The sequence below is a fragment of the Phenylobacterium sp. genome, from assembly GCF_030693405.1.
Taxonomy (GTDB): Bacteria; Pseudomonadota; Alphaproteobacteria; order Caulobacterales; family Caulobacteraceae; genus Phenylobacterium.
On record NZ_JAUYAW010000018.1, the window covers coordinates 1 to 22,333 of the forward strand.

A 22,333-nucleotide genomic window follows, 5' to 3' on the forward strand; every position below is an offset into this window, starting at 1 on the left:
GCCCACCGCGAAGACGAAGCGGTCAGCACCCGCACCGCCGGCCATGGTGTCAACGCCAACACCGCCGGTGATGGTGTCGGCGCCAGCGCCGCCGGTGATCGAGTCGTTGCCCGCGCCGCCCATGCCGACGTTCACGCCGTCGCCGAGGGTGATGCGGTCATCGCCGTCGCCACCATTGATGGTGTCGTTGCCAGCCGCAGCGATGATGGTGTCGTTACCAGCGTCGCCGAGGATGTTGTTGTTGCCGCCAGCGGCCGCATCGATGGAGTCGTTGCCTTCGCCACCCGAGACGGTGTCGTTACCGGCGCCCGTGGTCAGGATGTCGTTGCCAGCGCCGCCCGACAGGCTGTCGTTGTCAGCGCCGCCATTGAGGTCGTCGTTGCCATTGCCACCCAGCAGGGTGTCATTGCCAGCGTCGCCGCGCAGGACGTCGTTGCCTTCGCCGCCGTCCACGAAGTCGTTGCCAGCGCCGCCGTCGAGGACGTCGTTGCCGTCTTCACCGTAGATGGTGTCGGTGCCAGCGCCGCCGAGGACGGAGTCGCTGCCGAGGTTGCCGTTCAGGAAGTTGTTCCCGCCGTTGGCCGCCGCGGTGATGGTGTCATCACCCTGGCCGCCGAGGAAGGTGTCGTTCCCGGTGCCGGCCGTCATGGAGTCGTTGCCGAGGTTGCCGTTGGCCCAGTTATTGCCGCTGGTGCCGTTGATCTCGTCGTTGTCCTGACCGCCATACATGGAGTCATTGCCAGCGCCACCGGTGAGGGTGTCGGTGCCGGCGTTGCCCTGCAGGGAGTCGTTGCCGTTGCCGCCGGTGATGGCGTCAGTGCCAAGACCGCCCCAGATGGTGTCGTTGCCGTCACCACCGTCGAGGGTGTCGTTGCCGTCGCCGCCATCGACCGAGTCGTTACCGGCTTCACCACCGAGGTTGTCGTTGCCAGCTTCACCCAGGACGGTGTCGTTGCCAGCGCCGCCCAGGATGACGTCGTCACCCAGGTTGCCGTTGAGGAAGTCGGAGCCAGCGCCACCGGTGATGGTGTCGTTGCCTTGACCGCCCAGCAGGGTTTCAGCGGCGTTGGAAGCGCCAGCGCCCAGGATGGAGTCGTTGCCGAGGTTGCCCTGGACGAAGTTGTTGCCAGCGCCGGCGGTGATCGTGTCGTTGCCTTGGCCGCCGTACAGGATGTCGGCCGAGGAACCGGAGGTGATCGAGTCGTCGCCAGCGTTGCCCTGAACGAAGTTGGCGCCTTCACCAGCCGTCAGGGTGTCGTTACCGGCGTTGCCGTACATGCCGTCAGCAGCGGAGGTGCCGGCGATCGGGCCGTCGTTGCCGGCGGTGCCGATGTAGAGCTGCGAACCGGTGGTGGTGGTCGCGACTTCGCCGAGGATGTTGTTGCCGAACACCTTGGTCACGCCAGCGACCGTGATGCTCACCCGGGCCGGGTCAGCGCCCGCGGCGGGGATGAACAGAACAGTGATGTTGCTGGCGTTGGTGCCGGGCGCGAAGGCCAGGGAGTCGTTCGCGGCGTTGTAGGCCAGGGCCTGCGCTTCCGTGATCGTGTCGAATTGATAGTCAGCCATGCTTCTCTCCAGTCAGTGTCACGTGGACCCCAGAACGCCTGGCCACCATCCTCGGATGGAGCGGTCCTAGCGGTCCCTCTCCGCGCCATTACACATGGACGTGGCGAAGGTTAAACGAGCCCGAGGAAGAGGTATCGGATGCGCGGTCGATACGCAATACGAAAAAGCCCCCGCCCGATCCCCTGGACCAACCGCCCATTCACCGGGCGGGCGGCGCCCATATGCGATCTATTCCTCGCGCAGCGCCCCATCGAACGTGTCGGTCAGCGGGCTGATCATATAGTCGAGGATCGAGCGGCGGCCGGTGACGATCATGGCCCGGCCAGGCATGCCCGGCGACAGGCTGGCGCCCTCGGGCAATTTGGCCAGATCCGCTGGTTCTATACGCAATTCCGCCAGGAAATAGGTCGCGCCGGTCTGAGGATCCACCAGCCGGTCGGCTGATACGCTGGTGACGGTCGCGTCCAGCGGCTTGGCGCGCTGGGCGAAGGCGGTGATCTCCACCCGGGCCTTCTGGCCGACGGTCACGCTGTCGATATCCTGCGGGGCGATCCGGGCGTGGACGATCAGCGGCGCGTCAGCCGGCACCACATCCATCAGCAGCTCGCCTGGGGTGACGACGCCGCCCACGGTGAACTGGGTAAGGTTAAGGACGTAGCCGTCCACCGGCGAGGCGACGGTGGTCCGGGCGAGAACCTGCTGGGCCGCCGTCAGTCGTGGGCCGACGTCCGAGAGCTGGTTCTGCATCTGGCGCAGCCCCTCGGCGGCCTCGCTGATTCGCTGGTTTCGCAGGGTGGTCAGCTGCATACGCGCCTCGCCCTGCGCCTGGCGAAGGCGGTTGAGCTCCGATGTCAGGGCCCCGCGGCGGCCGCCCAGTTCCGACAGGCTGCGCTCATAGCGCAGGATCAGGGTCTTGGGCGCATAGCCCTTCTCGTAGAGGGTCTGATAGCCGGCCAGCTCCTCGCGGGTCAGGGCCAGCTGTTCGTCGATGGAGTCCAGCTGGGCCTGAACGCCGACCATCTGGGTGGCGAGCTGGTCAATGCGCTGGCCCAGCACCCCTTCCTGGCTGAGGAAGAACTGCAGGCGGGAATTGAACAGCAGCTGCTGGTCGCGGATCAGACCCGCCACCCGCGGGTCGGCCATGCGGTTGGTCAGCTCCGGCGGCAGGACCAGCGTGCGGGCGCCCACCGATTCGGCGGTGAAGCGGGCGCTCTGGGCCAGGACGGCGTCGTACTGATTCTGGAGCACGTCCACGGCGGCGTCGGCCTGGACCGAATCGAACCGCAGGAGGGGCGCGCCGGCGGCCACCCGCTGGCCCTCGCGGACCAGGATCTCGGACACCACCCCACCCTCGCGGTGGCGCAGGGTCTTGCGGCTGGCCTCGACACGCACCTCGGCGGGCGCCGATGTGGCCGAACTGATCTGGGCGAACGCGGCCCAGATGAGCATGCCGAACACGAAGACGCCGACCACGACGCAGCCGATGAGAATCGGCCGCCACATGCGCTTGTCCAGGGTCCGGTCGGGGCCGGCCTCACTGACGTCGAAGCGCGGATCGAGGGGGCGCACCGGCCCCAGGATGCGCTTGATGGGCTCCAGGTCGAACTTCATTGACCAGCCTCGACGGGTCGCGCGGGGGCGGATGGCTGGGTGAAGCGCGCCATCACCGCATCCTTGGGACCAAACAGCTCCATCCGGCCATCCCGCAGGACAAGCATCTTGTCGGCCGAGCGCAGGATGGTGGGCTTGTGGGAGACCACCACGATGGTCGTGCCCTTGGCCTTCAGGGTGTCGATCACCCGCATCAGGGCGTCCTCCCCATCGGCGTCCAGGCTGGCGTTGGGTTCGTCCAGGACCAGCAGGCGAGGCTCGCCCAGGAGGGCCCGAGCCAGGCCCACCCGCTGGCGCTGGCCGGCCGACAGCAGATAGCCGCCGTCGGTCAGCTCGGTCTCATAGGCCTTGGGCAGGCGCAGGATCAGGCTGTGAACGTCGGCCAGGGTGGCGGCGGCCACCACCTGAACATCGGTGATGTCGGGCAGGAAGCGGGCGATATTGTCCCGCAGGGTGCCGGCGAACAGCTCGGTGTCCTGGGGCAGATAGCCCACATGCCGGCCGAACTCCGCGCGATTCCACGAGAACACGTCAGCGCCGTCCAGGCGGACATGGCCGATATTGGGCCGCCAGACCCCGACCAGCAGCCGGGCCAGGGTCGATTTGCCGGCGCCTGAGGGGCCGATGATCCCCAGCATCTCGCCGGGCTCGATCTTGAAGTTCAGCCCCTGAAGCACGTAGCGCTCGGCGCCGGGCGGGGCGAAGTTAACCCCCTCGATGCTCAGCTGGCCAAGCGGCCGCGGCAGGGTCGTGGTGGTGGCGGCGGGCTTGTAGGTCTCCAGCGCCTTGTTCAGCCGGTCATAGGCCCGCCCGCCGTTGACGATGCCGTCCCAGGCGCCGACCAGCTTCTCGATGGGCTGCAGGGCGCGGCTGGCCAGGATCATGTTGGCGAACAGCATGGCCGGCCCGATCTTGCCGATCACCACCAGATAGGCCCCGACCCCGATCACCAGAATCTGGATGAACATGCGGGTGAACTTGGTGGCGTTGCCCAGGACGCTGGCCCGCTGGGAGGCCCAGGCGCCCCGCTCGATCGACCGCGCGCGATAGGCCGACCAGCGCGAGCCAAGGGCCTGCAGCATGCCCATGGCGCGGACCACCTCGCCATTGCGCAGGGCGGCGTCGGTGAAGGCGTAGCTCTTCAGGCTGGCCTCGTTGGCCTCCTGCAGAGGCGGCCGTGACAGGCGATCCTGCAGCAGGGCCAGGCCGAACAGGGCGAAGGCGCCGAACAGGGTGATGAACCCGACGGCCGGATCGATGACGAACAGAATGCCGATGAAGATCGGCATCCAGGGCAGGTCGAAAATGGCCGCGAACACCGCGCCGGTAAGCAGCTGGCGGAAGCTGTCGAGGTCGCGCAGGGCCTGGGCGCCCCCATGCCCCTGGCCGCGGGTCTCGGCCTCGAACAGGGCGGCGAAGATGTGGCTCGACACCTTCTGGTCCAGGGCGATGCCATAGTTGATCAGCACCCGGGTGCGAAGCTCGTCGATGACGCCGGAAACCACGAAGACCAGCAGGGCGCCGATGGTGAGGACCACCAGGGTGGAGATGCTGTAACTGGCCAGCACCCGGCCATAGATCTGGAAGGTGTAGAGCGGCAGGGCCAGGTAAAGCAGGTTGCTGACCAGGCTGAACCCGCCCGCGAAGGCCAGCGGCGTGGTCCCGTCCTTGAGCGCCCGCGTCAGCAGGTTGTCTGGCAGGGACGCGAACGGATTGAGGAGCTTCATGCGTACGGGCGTCCGTCGGAGCCTGGCCGCCCCACGGGCCTGGAGCGATTGAGGCCGCGACACATGACGAGGCTCGCCGGGCGAGTCAATGGCGGGGTCCTTATGCGGCGAACATGCTAAGGCCAGGGTTGAAACCGTCCCGTGGAAGGATTCATGGCTAGGATCGCCATCGTTGGAAGCTGTATCACCCGGGATCTGTGGCCCCTGCGGGAGGCGGCCCCCCAGGACCTGCTCTATGTCTCGCGCAGCAGCCTGGCGAGCCTCCTGTCGTCGCCGGCGCCCGGCTATCGCGCGCAGCCCGACCCGCCGGAGGGCCTGACCCGCTATCAGCACCTGGCCGTCGAGGCCGACCTGCTGAAGACCGGCCTGGCCCAGCTGATCGCGCATCGGCCGACCCACCTGATCTTCGACTTCATCGACGAGCGTTTCGACCTGCTCCGCCTGCCCTCCGGCGCCCTGGTCACCCACAGCTTCGAGCTGGAGACCGGCGGCTATCTGCAACAGCCCGCTCTGGCGGCGCCCCAGGCCGTACCCCGATTGAGCGTCGCCGCTTACCGGCTCTGGCGGCAGGCTGTGGTCGATCTGGCCGAACTGCTGCGCATGACCGTGCTTCGGGAGGCCAGGCTGATCCTGCACTCAGCCCAGTGGGCCGAGCGCCAGGCCATCCCCGGGGGCGGGTCGGTTCCCCTGCAGGGCCATCCACACATCTGGGACGGCCGGCCGGCGGATCTGGCCGGCCACAATCGGATGCTGGCCCAGTATGAGGCGCACTTTCTGGCCAGCCTGCCGCAGGCGCAGGTGGTGCGCGCCAGGCCCGAACACCGGCTGGCGGATCCCGAACACCGGTGGGGTCTGAGCCCCTTCCACTATGTGCCGGCCTACTACCAGGACATCAGCCGGGCCCTGGCGGCGCTGGGGGTCGAAGAGGCCGCCGCCTCAGGGGTGTGAGGCTGAGCTCTGACTGCGGCGGGCCCAGTGCTCCAGGGGCGTCAGGCCGCTCTCCACCAACTCGGGGTTGGCCGCCAGATAGGCCGCGGGCGCAAAGCCGGGCGCGCCGGCGCTGATCGCCCAGGCGCCCCCGGTCAGATAGTCCACAAGGGGGTTGGCGCCCTCGTCCAGTTGCGCGCCGCGGGCCTGCCGGTGGGCGGCGCAGGAGAACCAGCCGCTGGGGTCCAGGCCCTTGGCGGCGCCCTCCCGGAGGAAGTGCGACAGGGGTTCGATCCCCTGGGCCGCCACCTCCGGCGCCTGGCGCAGGTACCAGGTCGGATCAAAGAGCGGATGGGGTTTCAGGCCCCGACGCCAGCCCTGGGTCACATAGTGCATGAGGGGGGGACCGTCGCGCTCGGCGAGGGGCAACTGCGCCAGATAGAAGTCCGGGGCGAACAGCGGATGGGGGCTGAGCCCCAAGCGCCAGCCGAAAGTCACGTAGTGAATGAGCGGATTGGCCCCGCTGGCGGCGAGCTCGGCGTCCTGGCTCAGATACCAGTCGACATCGAACAGGGGGTGCGGGTCCCGCCCCTCGGCGGCCCCCACCCGGACGAAGTGCTCCAGGGGCGCAAGACCGCAGGTCGCCAGGGCCGCCGCGTTGCGGGTCGCGTAATCGGCTGGATCGAAGAGGGGATGCGGGCGCCGACCCTCGCGAGCGCCGCTGACCACATAGTGCAGCAGGGGCGCAGCCGCGCCGGCCAGGTCCGGATAGGTCTCGAGATAATAGGCCTGATCCACCAGGGCTGGCGGCTGCGCGCCCGCCGACGCGCCCGCGGCGAGATAGGCCTGCACCGCGCGGGCGGCGCTGAGCCAGCCTTCCCCCGGCTGACGCGCCCATAAGCCAGACCGCAGGATGACCGCGACCCGGCCGGGGGTTCCCAACCGCGCAAGGACCTTGTCCAGCGCCTTGGAGATTCGGTTGTGTCGCCTCGGCGATCGGGGAGCGGCCCGGCGGTGCTGGCTGATCCGGTGATCGCGCACGGCGCGCTCGGCGACAGCCTGGCCCTGCAGCGCCTGCAGGAGCGCCAGGGTCAGCCGCGAGCGGGTCTGGGCGGTCTCGGCCTCGGCGTCCAGTCGAGCGGCTTCGAGCCTGTGGTGGCGCTCGGCCAGGCGTTCGATCTTGGCGAGGAGGGGATGGGGGGCCTCTACGGCCTCGGGCGAAGGCAAGGTCATGCGGCCGCTCCCACCGGGGTCGCGCGGCCCTGGGCGGCCAGCCATTCGAGGTAGCTGCCGGGCCCTGCGGCGAAGGGGTCTTCAAAATGGGCCTGGAGGTCGGGGCTCTCGCGCCACTGGACCCGGTGGGCCTTATCGATCGGCGTCCCGTCGGCGAAGGCGCCATAGGCCCAGTAGCGGGCCGGAATGGCCGGGTCGGTCGCCTGTGTCACCTGGCGCTTGTACCAGTTCCAGATCTCATAGACCTCGAAGTTGTCGCCGGCGTATTTCTTGGTCATCAGGTCGCCCGTCGGCCCCAGCTTGGTGAAGTGCCAGAAGCGTAAGGGTGCGCCATTGACGGTGATCGCCCCATCCTTGCCGATGGCCACCCGGCGCTGGGACAGGTTCCAGCTGGCGACATTGTAGCCCGGGTCTCGCACCACCTTGACCCCGTCGAAAAGGGCCGGGACGTGGTCGCACCAGCGCTGGTCGACAAACAGGCCCTTGGGCATGTCCTCATAGCAGTATTCCAGCAGGCGATCGTTCCACCACTTGGCGAAGCGGGCGCCCTCGCCCGTGGTCCGAATGGCCACAAAGCCCAGATTGAAGATACCGGTGCGCGAGGCCGACAGGTCGTTGTCGAGAATCGCCGTCCGCTCTGTGTTCGGGTCGATCAGATGGGGGGTGAGCAGGATCTGATGCTCCCCCAGCATCTCGATCAGGGGATCGAGCGGCGCGAGCAGCGCGGTGTCGGGATCGAGATAGATGGCGATGTCGGCCTGGGCGCAGGCCTGGTGCAGGAAGGGGCCCTTCACCGCCGTACAGACCTCGACCACGTCGTGGCGGAACAGCCAGTTGCGGAAGGCCTCGATCCCCAGGTCCTCAGCCCAGACCACCCGGTCAAACGGTTCGTTGGCGGGGTCGAAGGCGAATCCCTCGGGGGGCTCATCGGTGATCAGGGCCACCAGCTCCCAGTCCGGATGGAAGCGCCGCAGGGTCGAATAGAGCACCCGCGCCCGGTTCAGATAGGAGAAGGTGAAGCTGGAATAGCAGAGCACCTTCATCGGGCGATCTCGCCGTCGAGCAGGTCGATGGTCAGGCGGCTGTAGGCGAGGTCGGCCAGGATCGGAGCCCGACGGGCGCGGGCCAGCCGGGTGATCTCGCCCGTTTCGAACAGGTCAAACAGGGCCGTCTCATTGGCGATCACTTCGCCCCGGCCCGTGGCCTCGACGAAGGCGGCGACATTGCCGCTGTCAGGTCCGGTCAGGATGGCGGCGCCGGCCGCGGCGGCCTCATGGGTGGTGAAGGAAAAGGTCTCGCGGCACAGGGACCAGATCATGACGGCGTCCACCTCAAGGGCCTCCAGGGCGCCTTGCATGGCCTGGGGCTGATCCTCGGTGACCGTCACCGAGTGGAAGGTCAGCGGCAGGCCTGCGGCGGGATCGCGGGCCAGATGCAGGAACTCATAGCGCGGATCCTCGGCGTATTTCAGCACCAGGTCGCGGAACACCGGCCAGCCCTTCAGCGGGCTCGGCAGGCCCGGAAAGGCCAGGCGGAAGGGACGGGCCTCGCCGGCGCCTGCGCTCGTCCCGGCTGCGGATCGGGGGACCAGTCTGGCCAGGGGCGCCACCACGGTCTGTTTCGCCGGGTGCCCGGCGCCCCGCCGCCAGGTGTCCAGGGCCGCCTGGCTGGGCGCGGCCACCGACAGGCTGAGGGCGCGGAACAGGCGCTCATGCTCGTCCAGATGGAACTGCCGATGGTCGTTATATATGCAGACCCCGCAGGCGGCGCTGCCCACGGGCGGGGCCCCGCAATCGGCCACGTCATTGCGCAAGAGGTGATAGCTGGCGCAGGCGCTGGCGAAGTCGTGGACCCAGAACCAACCCTCGCTCAGCCCCGCCGACCGGGTGATGGCCAGGGCGTCGCTGACCGAGTGGCCCAGCAGGCTGTGCACCGCCAGACTGCGGCGGCCCGGCGCGACCTCGGCCAGGGCGGCCTCCAGACCTTCCACCAGGGTGGGGACGCTGAACGCCCCGGCGTTGACTCCATTCCAGACCAGACCCACAGGCTCGGCATGGCCTGGGCGACGCAACATCGGCCTATGGTTGAACGGATAGACGTGCAGGTGATCGCGACCCGTCGCGGCCGCCGCGGCCGCCTCCCGCTGCAGGCAGAGCTGCACCCCGCCGAGATTGGCGGCGTAGTCATCATGGCTGAAGGTCAGATGCAGGTCGGCGAGCCCGGATCTCGACTGCGCCAGCAGGGCGGCCAGCGCCTCGGCGTCGCCGGGTTCGACCCGTTCGTCGAAATGCTCACGGGCCTCGATCCGCGCCTCCAGGGGCTGAAGGGCGGCGATGATCTTGTAGCGGAACCCCAGGTCCAGCCGGGCGGCCCTTCCCTCCTGGCGACCCGCCTGAAGATAGTGGACGAACGGGTGCATGCCCGAGGCGGCGACGTCGGGGTTGAGCTCCAGATAGTCGGCGACGGAGAACCAGGGCGCCGGGTCGCGGGCCTCTCTCCAGCCGGACTCGAGGAAGTGGGTGAGCGGATCGCCCCCGCTCTCGGCCACGTCGGGGTTCTCCGCCAGGTAGAAGCGGCGGTCGAAGGCCTCGGCGACCAGCTCATAGGTCGACTCCTCCGGCGGCGCGGAGGCGATCACAGGCGCCAGGCCAGGATCGGCCGGCGCAGGCGGGGCGGGGGCGGCCGGCTCGTAGCTCCAGGCGGATTGGGCCACATCCTCGCGGCGAAGTCGGGCCAGGGACGACGGACGCGCCAGACGGCCTTCCTGCGCGCCGAACTGGAGGAAGTGGGCCAGCGGATTGCGCCCGGCGGCGGCCACGTCGGGGTGGTCTTCCAGATAGGCGGCGCTCGAGAACCACGGCGCAGGGTCCCGCCCTTCCCGCCAGCCGGCCGCGATATAGTGGGACACCGGGTCGAGCCCGGCGGCGTCCACGTCGGGATAGGCGCGCAGGTAGAAGTCCGCATCGAGCGCGGTGACGACCAGGGCGAAGGTGAGGTCTTGGGCGGCCAGGTCGGCCATGCGGGGCTCCCTGTCGAGGCCGAAGGGTGTGTGCAACAGTTGGCCCGAGGGATCAACCGCGGCGTTCGCGTCTTGCCGCGCGGGCCGCGCGGTCATACAGCAGCTTGTGTGAGCCAAGCCGTCAGCCAGCCTGAGGACCGCCCCGCCGCCAGCTCGACCTCGAGCCGCGCGGCCTATCTCGTCCTGGGCATGCACCGGTCGGGCACCTCGGCCATTACCCAGGTCCTGGCCCTGGCCGGGGCGTCCCTGCCAGAAAACGTGATGCCGGGGGATGAGCACAACGCAAAGGGCTATTTCGAACCCTGGCGGATCGCCGTCTTCAACGATCAGCGGCTGCGGGCGGCCGGCGGCGCCTGGGATGATCCCTTCGCCTTTCCCTACCGCGCCCTGGAGCCGCGGGAGGAGAAGCGGTGGATCACGCGGGCCACCGACCTGTTCGACGAGGAATTCGCCGGCGCCCGACATCCGCTGATGAAGGATCCCCGGGTCAGCGTCCTGGGCCCTCTCTGGCGCACGGTGCTGGACGACCTGGGTCTGGCCGCCCGGGCGGTGATCCCGGTTCGCCATCCGCTGGAGGTGGCCGGATCGCTGGCCAAGCGGGACGGTTTTCCGGTGGAGAAGTCCCTGCTGGTCTGGATCGCCTACATGCTGGCGGCCGAGCGCTACAGCCGCGACATGCCCCGGGCCATCGTGCCCTATGAAGGCCTGCTGACCGACTGGCGGGGCCAGGTCGCGCGCATCGAGGCGGCCCACGGCGCGCCCTTGCCGGCCCTGACGCCCCAGGCGGCCAAGGCGATCGACGGCTTCCTGACCAAGGACCTTCGCCACAATGCGGCGACGGAGACCCTGGCGGGCGTGCCCCGCGTCGGCGCCCTGGCCGCTCAGGTCTACGACTGGTTCGAGGCCGCTGCGCGGGATGAACCCCGGCCGGTGGAAGACCTCGCGACCGTCGCCCAGAGCCTGGAAGATATGGCCCACGCCATCGGCGTGTTCGTCTCCCCGGTGACGTCGGACCTCGCCGTCGCCCGGGCCGAACTGCTGGAGGCGCGACAGCACCTGGCCTTCGAACAGGCCAAGCTCGCCGCCCTGGAGGCGGAACGCGCGACCCTGACCGCCGACATCGCCGCCCGGGATCGGCTGGAACAGGCCTTCGGCGAGCGGCTCGACGACCTCCTCGGCGAAAGCTGAAACCCCAGTCCCGACGGATCGCCGTGTCAGACCCCAGTTCTCCCTCGCCGAGCGAGCAGGCCGCTGAACGGCTGGACCGCCGTCGGTACGTCCGACTGCAGACCGCCGCGGCGGCGGCGCAGCGCTGGCGCCGGTTCCGGGAGGCGCGCGCGAAGGCCCCGGCCAATCTCGTCCTGCCCCGGCTGAGCCAGCGGGTGGCGGGCGTGCTCGCCCGGGGCAAATGGCCCGGACGGGCGCTGATGATCCTGACCGCCGGGGTCTGGCGGGAGGAGACGCTGCACGGGCTTGGCGCAGAGCCCGCCCCGACCCTCGCCCTCGACGCCTATGTCCGCGCCGGGCCTGACCCGGCCGCCCAGCCCCGGGCCCTGTTCGACCAGGGCGCCTATCTGGCCCGGGCGCCGGAACTGGCCGGATCGCGCTGGGCGCCCCTGGCTCACTATCTGGCGCTCGGCGATGGGGCGGGCCTTGATCCCCACCCCCTGGTCAGCGTCGGCGACTACCGCCTGCGTCACGGCGAGGCCCTGGAGACCAGCGGCCTGAGCGTGTTGCAGCACTATCTGCTGGTGGGCGCCGCCCAGGGCCTGGATCCCCACCCGCTGTTCGACGTGCGCCACTATGTGGGCCAGTGCGAGGCCGTCGCCGTCTCCGGCGAGGATCCGCTCACCCACTATCTGCGGGAGGGCTGGCGTCAGGGCCTCGACCCTCACCCCCTGTTCGCCAACGACTGGTACCTGGAGCGCCACCCGGAGGTGGCCGCCGCCGGGATCGCGCCCCTGCTGGACTATGTCAGCGGCGGGGCCGAGCTTGGCCGTGATCCGCATCCCCTGTTCGACGGCGCCTGGTACGCCGAGCGCTACCGCGACCTGCGGGCGCCGGGCTTCAATCCGCTGGCGCATTTCGTCCGGTTCGGGACCCGGGAGCACCGCGATCCCTGCCCGCACTTCGATACGGCCTACTATCTGCAGCAGGACGGCGCCGCCGAGCGGGGCGATCTCGATCCCCTGAGCGACTACCTCACCCGCGGCGCCTTTGAGGGGCTGTGGCCAGCGGCGGATTTTGACGAGGCGGCCTATCTTCTGGCCAATCCGGACGCCGCGGCCACGCCCTATAGCAGCCTCGAACACTGGGCCCGCCACGACGGGGCCAAGCCTGCGCCCCTGGCGGGTTCGGGCCTGCAGGGGGCCGCGGCCCTGTTCGATCAGATGCGTTCAGCCAGCCGCAGCCGCGACCCGGCCGCCTATGACCTGCAGGCCTATGAGGATCTGGCCGCCACCTGGCGACGGGTGCAGGCCGATCGGGTTGAGCAGTTTGTTCCGACCGCCCCGACCATGGTCTCGATCACCGGTGACCTGGCCGCCGCGGCGCGCAAGATCGTGCTGCCGGCGCCCGCCGTCCCCCGGGTCAGCATTATCATCCCGGCCTATAACAATCTGAAGTTCACCCTGGAATGCCTGCAGGCCCTGGCCCAGGCGGGTGGCCTGGAGGCCGCCGAAACCCTGGTGATCGACGACGCGTCGAGGGATGACACGGCCGCGGTCCTGCCGCTGGTCAAGGGCCTGCGGGTCGTCACCAACGCCGAGAACCAGGGCTTCATCCGCACCTGCAACCGGGCGGCGGCCGAGGCGCGGGGCGACGTGCTGATCTTCCTGAACAACGACGTCCAGGTCAGGGACGGCTGGCTTGGCCCCCTGGTTGAGGCCCTGGACGACCCGAAGGTGGGCGCCGTCGCGCCCAAGATGCTGTTCCCCGATGGTCGCCTGCAGGAGGCCGGCGCCCGCATCAACGCCGACGGGACCAGCGAGATGATCGGCCTGTTCCAGGACCCGGGCCTGCCCCGCTGGAACGTGGCGCGCGAGGTGGACTACGCCTCGGGCGCCTGTCTGGCCGTGCGGCGGGCGGACTTCGCGGCGCTGGACGGCTTCGATCTCGCCTTCGCGCCCGCCTATTGCGAGGACGCCGACCTGTGTTTCCGCCTGCGGGAGCGCGGCGCGCAGATCATCTATGAGCCGCGCTCGGAGATCATCCACCACCTCAGCATCACCGCCAATTCCATCGATTCCGGCTACAAGCTGCGCCTGGCGACCCGCAACCAGCAGCGGTTCGTCGCCCGCTGGGCCCACCGGCTGGACGCCCTGAACCAGGTGCGGACCATCGCCTTCCACCTGCCGCAGTTCCACGCCATCCCGGAGAACGACCGCTGGTGGGGGGCCGGCTTCACCGAATGGACCAATGTCACCCGCGCCCTGCCGAGCTATCGCGGGCACTATCAGCCGCATCTGCCCGCCGATCTGGGCTTCTATGACCTGTCCGACCCGGCGGCCCTGAAGCGCCAGACGGCCCTGGCCGCCCGGTATGGCCTGGGGGGCTTCTGCTTCTACTACTACTGGTTCTCCGGCGGGCGCCGGGTGCTGGAGACGCCGCTCAATCACCTGCTGGCCGAGGACGGGCCCGACTTCCCCTTCTGCGTCTGCTGGGCCAATGAAAACTGGACGCGGACCTGGGATGGTCAGGAGCAGGACGTCCTGCTGGCCCAGACCTATGCGCCTGAAGACGCCGTGGCCCTGATCACCGACATGGCCCCGTTGATGGCGCGGCCCAACTATATCCGCGTGGACGGCCGCCCCCTGCTGGTCATCTACCGGCCAGGCCTGCTGCCAGACGCCGCCGCCTGGGCCAAGGCCTGGCGCGAGACCGCCCGGACGTTGGGCCTCGGCGAGATCTATCTGGCCTTTGTCGAGACCTTCGACGTGGCCGGGACCTATCCGGACCCTGCGGACATGGGGTTTGACGCGGCCATCGAGTTCCCGCCCATGGGGGCGGCCCAGCCGATCAACCTGCCCGGCCCCCTGCAGAACCGCGCCTTCAGCGGCGTGGTCAGCGACTATCGCGAACTGGTGCGCCACTTCCTGAAGGCCCCGACGCCAGGCCACACCCGCTTTCGCGGCGTGGCGCCCTCCTGGGACAACACCGCCCGGCGGCAGGACAACGCCTATGTCTTCCACCATGCCAGCCCTGGCGCCTTCCAGGCCTGGACCGAGGCCATGTTGGCGGAGACCCGGCGGCAGAATTTCGGCGACGAGCAGATCGTCTTCATCAACGCCTGGAACGAGTGGGCCGAGGGCGCCCATCTGGAGCCCGACGTGCGGTTCGGCCATGGCTGGCTTGAGGCCCTGCGCAACGCCGCCGAGGCTGACCTGCTGGAGCCGCGCCCATGAGCGTCGCCGAGCGTGACGGCGATCTGTCGGACCTGGTGGTGGTGGGCCATCCCTTTGCGCCCATCGGCATGGGCGAACACCTGCGCTCCACCGTCCGCGCCCTGCGGGCGGCGGGCCTGAAGCCTGGCCTGCTGGATGTGTATGGCCTTGACCGGGGACGCGACCCGGACCTGGAGCGGACCTATGGGCCGGACGTCACCCGCAAGCTGTCGCGGTCGCTGAACCTGTTCTGCATCAACGCCAATGAGGTCGACGAGGTCCTGGCGCGGCTGGACGCCGACGACTTCGCCCGGGCCCGCAACATCATCTTCCCGGCCTGGGAGCTGCCGGACTATCCCCAGGCCTGGGTCGAGACGCTGGCGGCCTTCGACGGAATCTGGGCGCCCACGACCTTCGTGCAGGACGCCATAGGCCGGGCGACAGGGCGGCCCGTCGCCCGGGTCCCCCTGGCGGTGGACATGAAGCTGTCGGCCTTCCTAGGCCGGCGCTGGTTCGACATCCCGGAGCACGCCTTCGTGGTGATGTTCGCCTTCGACTTCTCGTCCTACGCGGCGCGCAAGAACCCCTTCGCCATGCTGGAGGCCTTCGAGCAGGTGGTGGCCCGGCGGCCGGAAGCGCCGCTGCACGCCCTGATCAAGTACAAGGGCGGCGCGCCGGACAGTCCTGAGCGCAAGGCCCTGGAGGCCCGCATCGCCCGCCTCAACGGCCGGGTCCAGACCATCACCCGGGAAATGTCGGACAACGAGGTCAAGAACCTGTTCCGCAACGCCGATGTGTTTGTCTCCCTGCACCGGTCCGAAGGATTCGGCCGCGGCCTGGCCGAGGCCATGGCGCTCGGAACCCCGGTGGTGGCGACCGGCTGGTCGGGCAATATGGACTTCATGAACGCCGACACCGCCCTGCTGGTGGACCACCAGCTGGTTCCGGTGAAGGCCGGCGAATACCTGTTCGGCGAGGGCCAGAGCTGGGCCGAACCCGACGTGGCCCAGGCCAGCCGTCTCATCGAGCAGGTGATGGACCGCCCCGCAGAGGCCCGGGCCATGGCGCAGCGGGCGCGGCGCAGCATCCGCGTCCACCTCAATCCCAAGACGGTCGGCCTCGACGCCGTCGACGCCCTGAGGTCCGACTGACCGAGCGCCTCAGGCGGCCGGGCGCAGGATCGGGGCCGGGGTGCTGGCGGGCGGCTCGGTGATCGCGATCTGATGGATCAGGAACTCACCCCCGGCGGCGTTGTCGAAATCTAGCCGGATGCTCTCGATCACGGAGGTGACCCAGTCCTCGCCGCCCATGGTGGGGGTGCGCATGTCATAGGCCAGGATCACCGTCTCGTTGACCCCCGGGGCCGCCCCCTGGAAGGGCAGGGCCATGAAGCCGGCGGCCTCCGGATGGGCGGCGGTGACATAGTGCAGGGCGCCGTCCCAGTCGCTGGCCGGCGCCAGCCGGGTGACGCGGACCAGGACATGGCTGAACTGAGCGCCATCCAGAGCCAGGCCCGAGGGACTGCGCAGGGCCGGATCAAAGGCCCGGGCGGCCAGGCGCAGGCCGCTGCTGGTCTCAGCCGGCAGCACCTCGCCGCCGGCCATGACGAAACCGTCGGTGGAGCCCTCGAACGTCCAGAGCCGCCCAGCCCGCAGGGGCCTGCCCTCAAAGGTGAAAACGCCCGCCGCCGCGTCCCAGGCAAAGGGCCCGGGGCGTTCGGCCGCGGCGTCCGCCGAGCGGGCCGCAGGCGGCAGGGCGCGATCATCCGCCGGCTGGGGCGGGGGTTGGAGTTTCGGCTCCCGGGGGCGCGGCTCATCACAGGCCGCCAGCAGGGCGGCGCAGAGGCCAAGGATCGACAGGAGGGCGGGTTTCATGGGGCGGTCTCCCGGCGGCTCCAACGCAGGCGGCGGCGCAGGCGTCCATAGGGCGGATCGAGCGCCAGATAGAGCAGTCCGGCCATGGCGGCGAGATCGAGATAGTAGAGGTAGCGGTAGTCGCAGGCGATGGAGATCACGGCGAAGCTGGCCGCGAACGCCAGGGCCGAGAGCAGCATGGCGGCGATCACCACATCGGCGGACTCGCGCCGCCACAGCAGCACGCCGGCGCTCACCAGGGCCACCAGCGCAAAGAAGACGTGGGAGAAGAGCGGCGTATCCAGGAACCAGGTGCTGTAATTGAAAAGAGCCTGGTCCGAAGGCTCCATCAAGGGGGCGATCCCCAGGCCCGTGGTCAGGGTCTCTGGCCCGGCCACACCCACATAGACCGGCAGACAGGAGTCGATTTTCGGGGTCGCGAACACCCATCGAAACACGTCCCAGCGGTGTTTCAGATAGGCGTCGGGATGCTGGGTCAGGATAGCGCTCCACTGGGCGAACACCACCTCATTGGGCAGGGCCCAGAGGGCCAGGCCGAGCTCGTTGTCCTGGCCGAGATAGTCCATCCGCACGGGCGTATAGAGCGCCGAGCCCCGATGGCGGATCAGCTGTTCGGCGACAGGATCGTGATGCCGGATGACGTCAAGCGGCAGGGTGGGCTTGATCGCACTGGCGCCAACGATGTCGTAGTGGGCGAGGATGCGCAGGCCTCGAGCGCCGGCCATGTCCGGACCGGCCTGCGGGGGCTGGGCCAACACCCCCATGAGCGCCGACAGGGCGAGGGTCGCCATCAGCCCCCCCGCGCCCCAGACGAAGCTCGACCTCCACCGGCCCCGTCCGTACGCCACCCAGGCGAGGGCCAGAGCGCCGAATAAGGGGGCGATCAGACCGTTCTGGCGCACCTGGGCGGCTGCGGCGAAGGCCAGCAGCGCTCCGGCCAGCGCCCACCAGGGGCGACGCGGGCCATCCCAGGCGCTCACGGCCTGGGCCAGGCAGGCGAACCCCGCCAGGGCCAGGTTGGCGAAGAACACGTCCTTCCAGACCACCCCCTGATAGATGAGCAGGTTGGGCGTCAGGACCATCATCGCCGCCAGTATGACGGCCCCCCAGGAGACCTGCCGTCGCAGCGAGCGAAGCGACAGGAGGCTGCCCGTCACCAGAAAACCGCTGAAGGCGAGATAGAGCCCGGTCCCCGGGATCAGCCGATCAAAGGCGCCCAGAACCCATGCATAGAGCGCAGGGCCGATCGACTCGCGAACCTGGTTGCGCCCTTCATGCAGCTGGATCAGCGAGTCGTAGGACAGATGGCCCGGCGCATTGGCCGCCAGCATGATGACGTAGCCGGTGAGCAGAACGACCCCAAGCGCCTTGCTGGCGCTGAGTCCGAGCCTAAGATCTATCTTCATGGCCGGTCCCCCTGGCGCCTCTCCTACGACTGGCGCTCGCCAACGGGAAGGGACATTTGCGCGCCTGCGACCCTGGGTTGGGACCCCGCAAGCTGGTCCGGGCAAGCTGGAAGCTGGCGTCAGGAGAAGCTATGAGTCTTCCCGCATCGCGCCGGGCGGGGTTAAGCGAGGCCACACAGACCTTTTGACGAATATCGGGAGCGACATGGATGGACGCTTTGATCGGCTCCACCGGTTTCGTCGGAGGCGCGCTATCTCGGCGTCATGCATTCGGAGCGGCGTTCAACAGCGCGACGATCACTGAGGCGCGGGGGCGGCGGTTCGATACGGTCGTCTGCGCCGCGGCGCCGGGGTCCATGTTTGAGGCCAACCGCTTTCCTGATCGCGACCGGGACCGGCTGCAGAATCTGATGGATCACCTCCGGACCATCGAGGCGGAAACCTTCGTTCTCATCTCCACCATCGCGGTCCTGGGGGATGGCGGCTTGCAGGCCGATGAGAGCTGCGCCGCGTTCGAGACCGGAAAGGCCTATGGCCGACATCGCCGGGAGCTGGAAAGCTTCTGCGCTGAGCGCTTCGAGCGCTGCCTTATCATCAGGGCTCCGGCCTTGTTCGGGACCGGGCTGCGCAAGAACTTCCTGTTCGACATTCTCAACCCGGCGCCTTCGATGCTGAGCGAGGCCCGGTTGCAGGACCTGAAGGCGGCCCTGCCGGCCTCCCTCCGGGCGGGCCTGGACCGATTCTACGCCTGGGATGCGTCGCTGGGCCTGTTTGTGATCGACCGCACGGGCCTTGAGGCCTCAGGGGAACGACGGCTCTACGACGCCGCCATCACCGAGTCCGGGTTGTCGGCCGTGCAGTTCACCCATCCCCGGTCCACCTTCCAGTACTACGGGGTGGACAACCTCTGGAGGGATATTGGCCTCGGGCTGGCGCGGGGCCTTCGGATCCTCCATCTCGCGCCGCCGCCGCTGGAAGCCGGGGCGATCTTCGCCGCCCTGACCCAGCAGCCGATGCCAGACAATGGCGCGACGATCCACCATGAGGACATGTGGACCCGCCACCCTGACCTGTGGGGCATGCCCGGTCCCTATATGACGGACGGCGACGACGTCATGTCGTCGGTGAAGCGGTTCCACGCCGCCGGGGGCCAGGGTTGAAGCTCGCCGTCTCTAACATCGCATGGCTTCCCGCCCAGCGGGACGACGCCTATGGCCTGCTCGCCGCCCATGGCGTCAGGGGCCTGGAGATCGCCCCGAAGCTGCTGTTCGCCGACGCGCAGGACGCCTTCGCGCCAAGCCCGGACGAGGCCGACCGCGCCCTTGACGCCCTCCAGAGCGCGGGGCTGGAGCTGGTGTCCATGCAGGCGCTCCTGTTCGGCGCTGAAGGGGCGGCCCTGTTTCAGGATGAGATCGGGCGTGAGCGGCTCATGGCGGCGATGGTCCGCGTCATCGGCCTGGCCGGACGCTTCGGCATCCCCAACCTTGTCTTCGGGTCGCCCGGTCCAAGGAACATCCCCGAGGGGCTGGCGCCAGCCGCGGCCGATGGCATCGCCATGGACGTCTTTCGCCGGCTGGGAGACGAGGCCGCCGCGGCGCAGACGATCCTGGCGCTCGAGCCCAATCCGGCGGCCTATGGCACCAACTTCCTGAATCTCTTTGATGAGACCGAGGACTTTGTTCGCCGGCTGGACCACCCCGCGATCCGACTGATTCTCGACGCCGGGGCGCTGATCATGAATGACGAGCTGGATGTTCTCGACCGTCTGTCGGCCGACCAGGTCCAGCGCATCAGCCATGTCCATCTCAGCGAGCCGCAACTCGCGCCAGCCCCTGCAGACCCGCTGACGGCGAGCCGGATCCTCCGATCAATGCGCGGGGCCGGTTACGAGGGATGGTTCTCGATCGAAATGCGCGCCCCGCCGGGGGGGCTGGACGATCTCGACCGGGCCCTGACCCGCCTGGGGGCGGCGGTCGCCCTCGCGACCGGTCAGGACGGGGAGGCGTCATGACGGGCGAGCGTCGTGAGGACATCCTGGTGTCGGTGTGTTTCGCCGACGCTGAGTTCGACAAGGCAGGCTATGCGGCCCTCACACAGATGGCCGAGAGGCTGGCCGAGCGGTTCCGCTACTGGGAGATTCTGATCCTGGACGATGGGGCCCAGCGGCACATGGAGGACCACCTCCTGTGCTCGGTCGAGAACCTGCGCCTCCTGCGCACCAGCGCGGGCCTGCCCTTCTACCGCCGCCGGGTGACGGTCGCCTCTGAGGCCATTGGCGATCTGGTTCTGCTGACCGCAGCCGAAGAGGTCGGTCAGATCGACGCCATCGCCATGCTGACCGCCGCCGAACAGGAGAGCGCCATCGTCGTGGCGCGCAAGCCCGGCTGGAGCGCCCTGAACCCGCCCCTGCGGGTCCTTGGGCGAACAGCGGGCTTTGAGGTCAATGCGCTGGACATGCTGAGTTCGGTTTTTCCCCGCACCCAGCTCAACCGGCTCCTGGCGCGGACGGATCGAGAGCTGGCCGTCCGCTTCCCGCCCGCCGACGGCCTCACCCCGGTGATCTGGCAGACCTGCCCCACCGCCGTGGCCAAGACCAGGTCGCTGCGTGAGACGCGCCGGCGGTTCACCCTGCTGCACCGGCTCCTGATCAGCTCGTCGCCGCGCGTCCTGGCCCTGCTCGGCCTCGGTTCCATGCTGGTGGTGGTCTTCGCCCTCGCCTACATCGCCTACGCCATTCTCGTCTGGCTGGCCGTCGATGATGTGCAGTCTGGCTGGCTGACCACCTCGGTGGTCCTGGGATCGACAACAGCCTTCCTCGGAATGGCGATTTTCGGCCTTTCCATCGGCCTCCAGAATATCATTGAGATGCTCTCCAACACGACAAACGACGTGGTTCTTGAAGAGCGCAGCGCCGTGGACCTGTTCGGCCGTGTCATCGAGGAATTGAATGTCGAGATCGGCGCCGGCCCGTCGCATTCCCCGGCGCCCCGGACGAAGCGATAGGTCGAAAGAACGGCTTGGGTGAGAAAGTACGATTTCGTCATCATTGGCGGCGGCTTTTATGGCTGCAATCTCGCCCTGTTCCTGAGGTCGATCTCTTCGAACATTTTGCTCATTGAGGCTGGCGAAGACCTGATGACCCGCGCGTCACGGGTGAACCAGGCCCGCATTCATACGGGATTTCACTATCCCCGCAGCGCCGTCACGGCAGTGAAGTCGATGGTGCTGCATGAAAAGTTCGCCGCCGACTATCCCGAGGCGGTGGTCAGCAATTTTCAGATGCTCTACGGGATCGCGCGCCGCAGATCGCGGATAAACGCGAACCGCTTCTTCCGCACATTCAAGAGCATGGGCTCTCCGATCGAGGTCGCCAACACCTCGCAGTCAGCCTTGTTCGACGATACGATGATCGAGGCCGTATTCAACTGCACAGAGTACGCCTTTGACTACCGCGTGCTTCAGGGCCTCCTCGCCACACGCCTCGACAATATTGGCCTGGAGGTGCGTCTCAACACTGAAGTGACGGAACTTGAGGACCGGGCCGAAGCGGTCATCGTCAGGCTGGCCAGTGGTGAGGAGATCGAGGCGGGCCATGTTTTCAATGTGACCTACTCACAGATCAACCATGTGCTGCGAGCCGGAAAACTGCCTGAAGCCCGGTTGAAACACGAGCTGGTCGAGATCGCGCTCATCGAGCCGCCGGCCCAGCTGGACGGCTACGCCGTGACGATCATGGACGGCCCGTTCATGTCGACCATGCCCTACCCCGCCGAGGCGCTCTATTCGCTCACCCATGTCCGCTATACGCCGCAGATGAGCTGGACCGACGCCAGCACCTCTCGCTCCCCCTACGAGATCTTGGCGGGCGCCGCGCCCGAGACCCGCTATCGTCACATGATCCTGGATTCACAGCGCTATGTGCCCTGCCTGGCGAACGCGGCCTGGGTGAGGTCGATCTATGATGTGAAGACTGTGCTTCTGAAGAACGAAGCTGACGACGGCCGGCCCATCCTCTACCAGCGGCAACCTCGGGACTCGCGGGTGATCTCGATCATGGGCGGCAAGATCGACAACATATATGACCTGTTCGAACTCATTCGCACGACCCATCCCGAATGGTCCTTGGCCGATGACCGCCACCTGTTTTCCTGAAATCGCCGCCGCGTTGACGGGCCTGTCTTGATCCAGCTGACGTCCCAGCTGCTTCGGTTCGGCGTCGTGGCCGTGGCTGGACTGGTCGTCGATCTCGGCGTCGCCATGGCCCTTTCCACCGGGGCCGGCTGGCCATTGACCCTCGCCGCTGCCTGCGGCTTCGCCGCCGGGGCGGGGTTGAACTATGTCCTGAACCTCAGGTGGACCTTCAGGGTTCAAGGGTCTGCCGGCGTCCCAGGACGGATCGCCGCCTATGCCCTCACCCTGGGCGCCACCCTTCTCACCCGGCTGCTGGTGGTCAAGGCGCTGGAGCCCATGGCCGGAGGGAGCCTGGTCGGGCCGCTCGGCGTCCTGGTCGCGGCGACCGGGGTCTCCTTCTTCGTCAACTTCTTCCTGAGCAAGCGGTTCGTCTTCAAACCGTGAAAAGGTATCT

17 protein-coding genes are annotated in these 22,333 nt (G+C 68.5%); 9 read left to right on the forward strand and 8 right to left on the reverse strand.

Going from position 1 to position 22,333, the window contains the following annotated elements; all coding sequences use genetic code 11:
- From Q8N19_RS03810 to Q8N19_RS03820, 3 genes are all read right to left on the reverse strand, one after another.
- On the reverse strand, window positions 1–1,569 hold a 1,569-nt coding region (locus Q8N19_RS03810; protein WP_305588306.1), incomplete at its 3' end, for a calcium-binding protein.
- Window positions 1,570–1,797: 228 nt separating this feature from the next.
- A complete protein-coding gene (locus Q8N19_RS03815) occupies window positions 1,798–3,180 on the reverse strand; it encodes an HlyD family type I secretion periplasmic adaptor subunit (RefSeq protein ID WP_305588307.1) in 1,383 nt (460 codons plus the stop codon).
- Complete coding sequence (locus tag Q8N19_RS03820) at window positions 3,177–4,907, reverse strand: type I secretion system permease/ATPase (RefSeq protein WP_305588308.1); 1,731 nt, start codon at window positions 4,905–4,907, stop codon at window positions 3,177–3,179. Before Q8N19_RS03820 ends, Q8N19_RS03815 begins: the two co-directional genes overlap by 4 nt.
- Before the next feature lie 153 nt (window positions 4,908–5,060).
- Between Q8N19_RS03820 and Q8N19_RS03825 the strand changes: the two genes are divergently transcribed.
- Window positions 5,061–5,855: a DUF6270 domain-containing protein gene (locus Q8N19_RS03825; protein WP_305588309.1), complete on the forward strand. Its 795-nt coding sequence runs from the start codon at window positions 5,061–5,063 to the stop codon at window positions 5,853–5,855.
- Here Q8N19_RS03825 and Q8N19_RS03830 read toward each other — a convergent pair.
- From Q8N19_RS03830 to Q8N19_RS03840, 3 genes are read right to left on the reverse strand one after another with little or no spacing between them, the layout of a single operon-like run.
- Entirely contained in the window at window positions 5,844–7,067 is a 1,224-nt protein-coding gene (locus tag Q8N19_RS03830; protein WP_305588310.1) for a hypothetical protein, read from the reverse strand. The two genes, Q8N19_RS03825 and Q8N19_RS03830, sit on opposite strands and share 12 nt — an antisense overlap.
- The gene (locus Q8N19_RS03835; protein ID WP_305588311.1) at window positions 7,064–8,110 is read right to left on the reverse strand and encodes a hypothetical protein; all 1,047 of its coding nucleotides are present in this window, start codon (window positions 8,108–8,110) and stop codon (window positions 7,064–7,066) included. The genes Q8N19_RS03830 and Q8N19_RS03835 overlap by 4 nt, the downstream gene beginning before the upstream one ends.
- Complete coding sequence (locus Q8N19_RS03840) at window positions 8,107–10,086, reverse strand: hypothetical protein (protein ID WP_305588312.1); 1,980 nt, start codon at window positions 10,084–10,086, stop codon at window positions 8,107–8,109. Before Q8N19_RS03840 ends, Q8N19_RS03835 begins: the two co-directional genes overlap by 4 nt.
- A gap of 108 nt (window positions 10,087–10,194) precedes the next feature.
- On the opposite strand from Q8N19_RS03840, the gene Q8N19_RS03845 reads away from it, so the two are divergent.
- From Q8N19_RS03845 to Q8N19_RS03855, 3 genes are read left to right on the forward strand one after another with little or no spacing between them, the layout of a single operon-like run.
- A complete protein-coding gene (locus Q8N19_RS03845) occupies window positions 10,195–11,274 on the forward strand; it encodes a sulfotransferase family protein (RefSeq protein ID WP_305588313.1) in 1,080 nt (359 codons plus the stop codon).
- 23 nt (window positions 11,275–11,297) lie between these two features.
- Window positions 11,298–14,489, forward strand: a complete 3,192-nt coding sequence (locus Q8N19_RS03850) for a glycoside hydrolase family 99-like domain-containing protein (RefSeq protein ID WP_305588314.1) — start codon at window positions 11,298–11,300, stop codon at window positions 14,487–14,489.
- On the forward strand, window positions 14,486–15,619 hold the full coding sequence (locus Q8N19_RS03855; protein ID WP_305588315.1) for a glycosyltransferase family 4 protein: 1,134 nt from the start codon (window positions 14,486–14,488) through the stop codon (window positions 15,617–15,619). The genes Q8N19_RS03850 and Q8N19_RS03855 overlap by 4 nt, the downstream gene beginning before the upstream one ends.
- Window positions 15,620–15,628: 9 nt before the next feature.
- Here Q8N19_RS03855 and Q8N19_RS03860 read toward each other — a convergent pair whose 3' ends face one another.
- Together Q8N19_RS03860 and Q8N19_RS03865 are read right to left on the reverse strand one after the other, a co-directional pair.
- Entirely contained in the window at window positions 15,629–16,342 is a 714-nt protein-coding gene (locus tag Q8N19_RS03860; RefSeq protein ID WP_305588316.1) for a hypothetical protein, read from the reverse strand.
- Window positions 16,339–17,748 carry a hypothetical protein gene (locus tag Q8N19_RS03865; RefSeq protein WP_305588317.1) on the reverse strand — a complete coding sequence of 470 codons (1,410 nt, stop codon included), beginning with the start codon at window positions 17,746–17,748 and terminating at the stop codon, window positions 16,339–16,341. Before Q8N19_RS03865 ends, Q8N19_RS03860 begins: the two co-directional genes overlap by 4 nt.
- Window positions 17,749–17,957: 209 nt before the next feature.
- Between Q8N19_RS03865 and Q8N19_RS03870 the strand changes: the two genes are divergently transcribed.
- Genes Q8N19_RS03870 through Q8N19_RS03890 form a run of 5 tightly spaced genes read left to right on the forward strand, consistent with a single transcriptional unit; the run spans window position 17,958 to window position 22,323 of the window.
- Window positions 17,958–18,908, forward strand: a complete 951-nt coding sequence (locus Q8N19_RS03870) for a hypothetical protein (protein WP_305588318.1) — start codon at window positions 17,958–17,960, stop codon at window positions 18,906–18,908.
- Complete coding sequence (locus Q8N19_RS03875; RefSeq protein ID WP_305588319.1) at window positions 18,905–19,759, forward strand: sugar phosphate isomerase/epimerase; 855 nt, start codon at window positions 18,905–18,907, stop codon at window positions 19,757–19,759. The genes Q8N19_RS03870 and Q8N19_RS03875 overlap by 4 nt, the downstream gene beginning before the upstream one ends.
- Window positions 19,756–20,751 (forward strand): hypothetical protein, encoded by a 996-nt coding sequence (locus tag Q8N19_RS03880; protein ID WP_305588320.1) that lies wholly within the window; start codon window positions 19,756–19,758, stop codon window positions 20,749–20,751. The genes Q8N19_RS03875 and Q8N19_RS03880 overlap by 4 nt, the downstream gene beginning before the upstream one ends.
- Before the next feature lie 18 nt (window positions 20,752–20,769).
- Window positions 20,770–21,900: an FAD-dependent oxidoreductase gene (locus Q8N19_RS03885; RefSeq protein WP_305588321.1), complete on the forward strand. Its 1,131-nt coding sequence runs from the start codon at window positions 20,770–20,772 to the stop codon at window positions 21,898–21,900.
- A gap of 27 nt (window positions 21,901–21,927) precedes the next feature.
- Window positions 21,928–22,323: a GtrA family protein gene (locus tag Q8N19_RS03890; protein ID WP_305588322.1), complete on the forward strand. Its 396-nt coding sequence runs from the start codon at window positions 21,928–21,930 to the stop codon at window positions 22,321–22,323.
- The last annotated feature ends 10 nt before the right edge of the window (window positions 22,324–22,333 follow it).

Coding starts and splice junctions, on each gene's coding strand:
- Q8N19_RS03880 (WP_305588320.1), top strand. CDS start 19,756: ATGACGGGCGAGCGTCGTGAGGACATCCTGGTGTCGGTGTGTTTCGCC.
- Q8N19_RS03815 (WP_305588307.1), bottom strand. CDS start 3,180: ATGAAGTTCGACCTGGAGCCCATCAAGCGCATCCTGGGGCCGGTGCGC.
- Q8N19_RS03870 (WP_305588318.1), top strand. CDS start 17,958: ATGGACGCTTTGATCGGCTCCACCGGTTTCGTCGGAGGCGCGCTATCT.
- Q8N19_RS03830 (WP_305588310.1), bottom strand. CDS start 7,067: ATGACCTTGCCTTCGCCCGAGGCCGTAGAGGCCCCCCATCCCCTCCTC.
- Q8N19_RS03840 (WP_305588312.1), bottom strand. CDS start 10,086: ATGGCCGACCTGGCCGCCCAAGACCTCACCTTCGCCCTGGTCGTCACC.
- Q8N19_RS03835 (WP_305588311.1), bottom strand. CDS start 8,110: ATGAAGGTGCTCTGCTATTCCAGCTTCACCTTCTCCTATCTGAACCGG.
- Q8N19_RS03865 (WP_305588317.1), bottom strand. CDS start 17,748: ATGAAGATAGATCTTAGGCTCGGACTCAGCGCCAGCAAGGCGCTTGGG.
- Q8N19_RS03820 (WP_305588308.1), bottom strand. CDS start 4,907: ATGAAGCTCCTCAATCCGTTCGCGTCCCTGCCAGACAACCTGCTGACG.
- Q8N19_RS03855 (WP_305588315.1), top strand. CDS start 14,486: ATGAGCGTCGCCGAGCGTGACGGCGATCTGTCGGACCTGGTGGTGGTG.
- Q8N19_RS03860 (WP_305588316.1), bottom strand. CDS start 16,342: ATGAAACCCGCCCTCCTGTCGATCCTTGGCCTCTGCGCCGCCCTGCTG.
- Q8N19_RS03825 (WP_305588309.1), top strand. CDS start 5,061: ATGGCTAGGATCGCCATCGTTGGAAGCTGTATCACCCGGGATCTGTGG.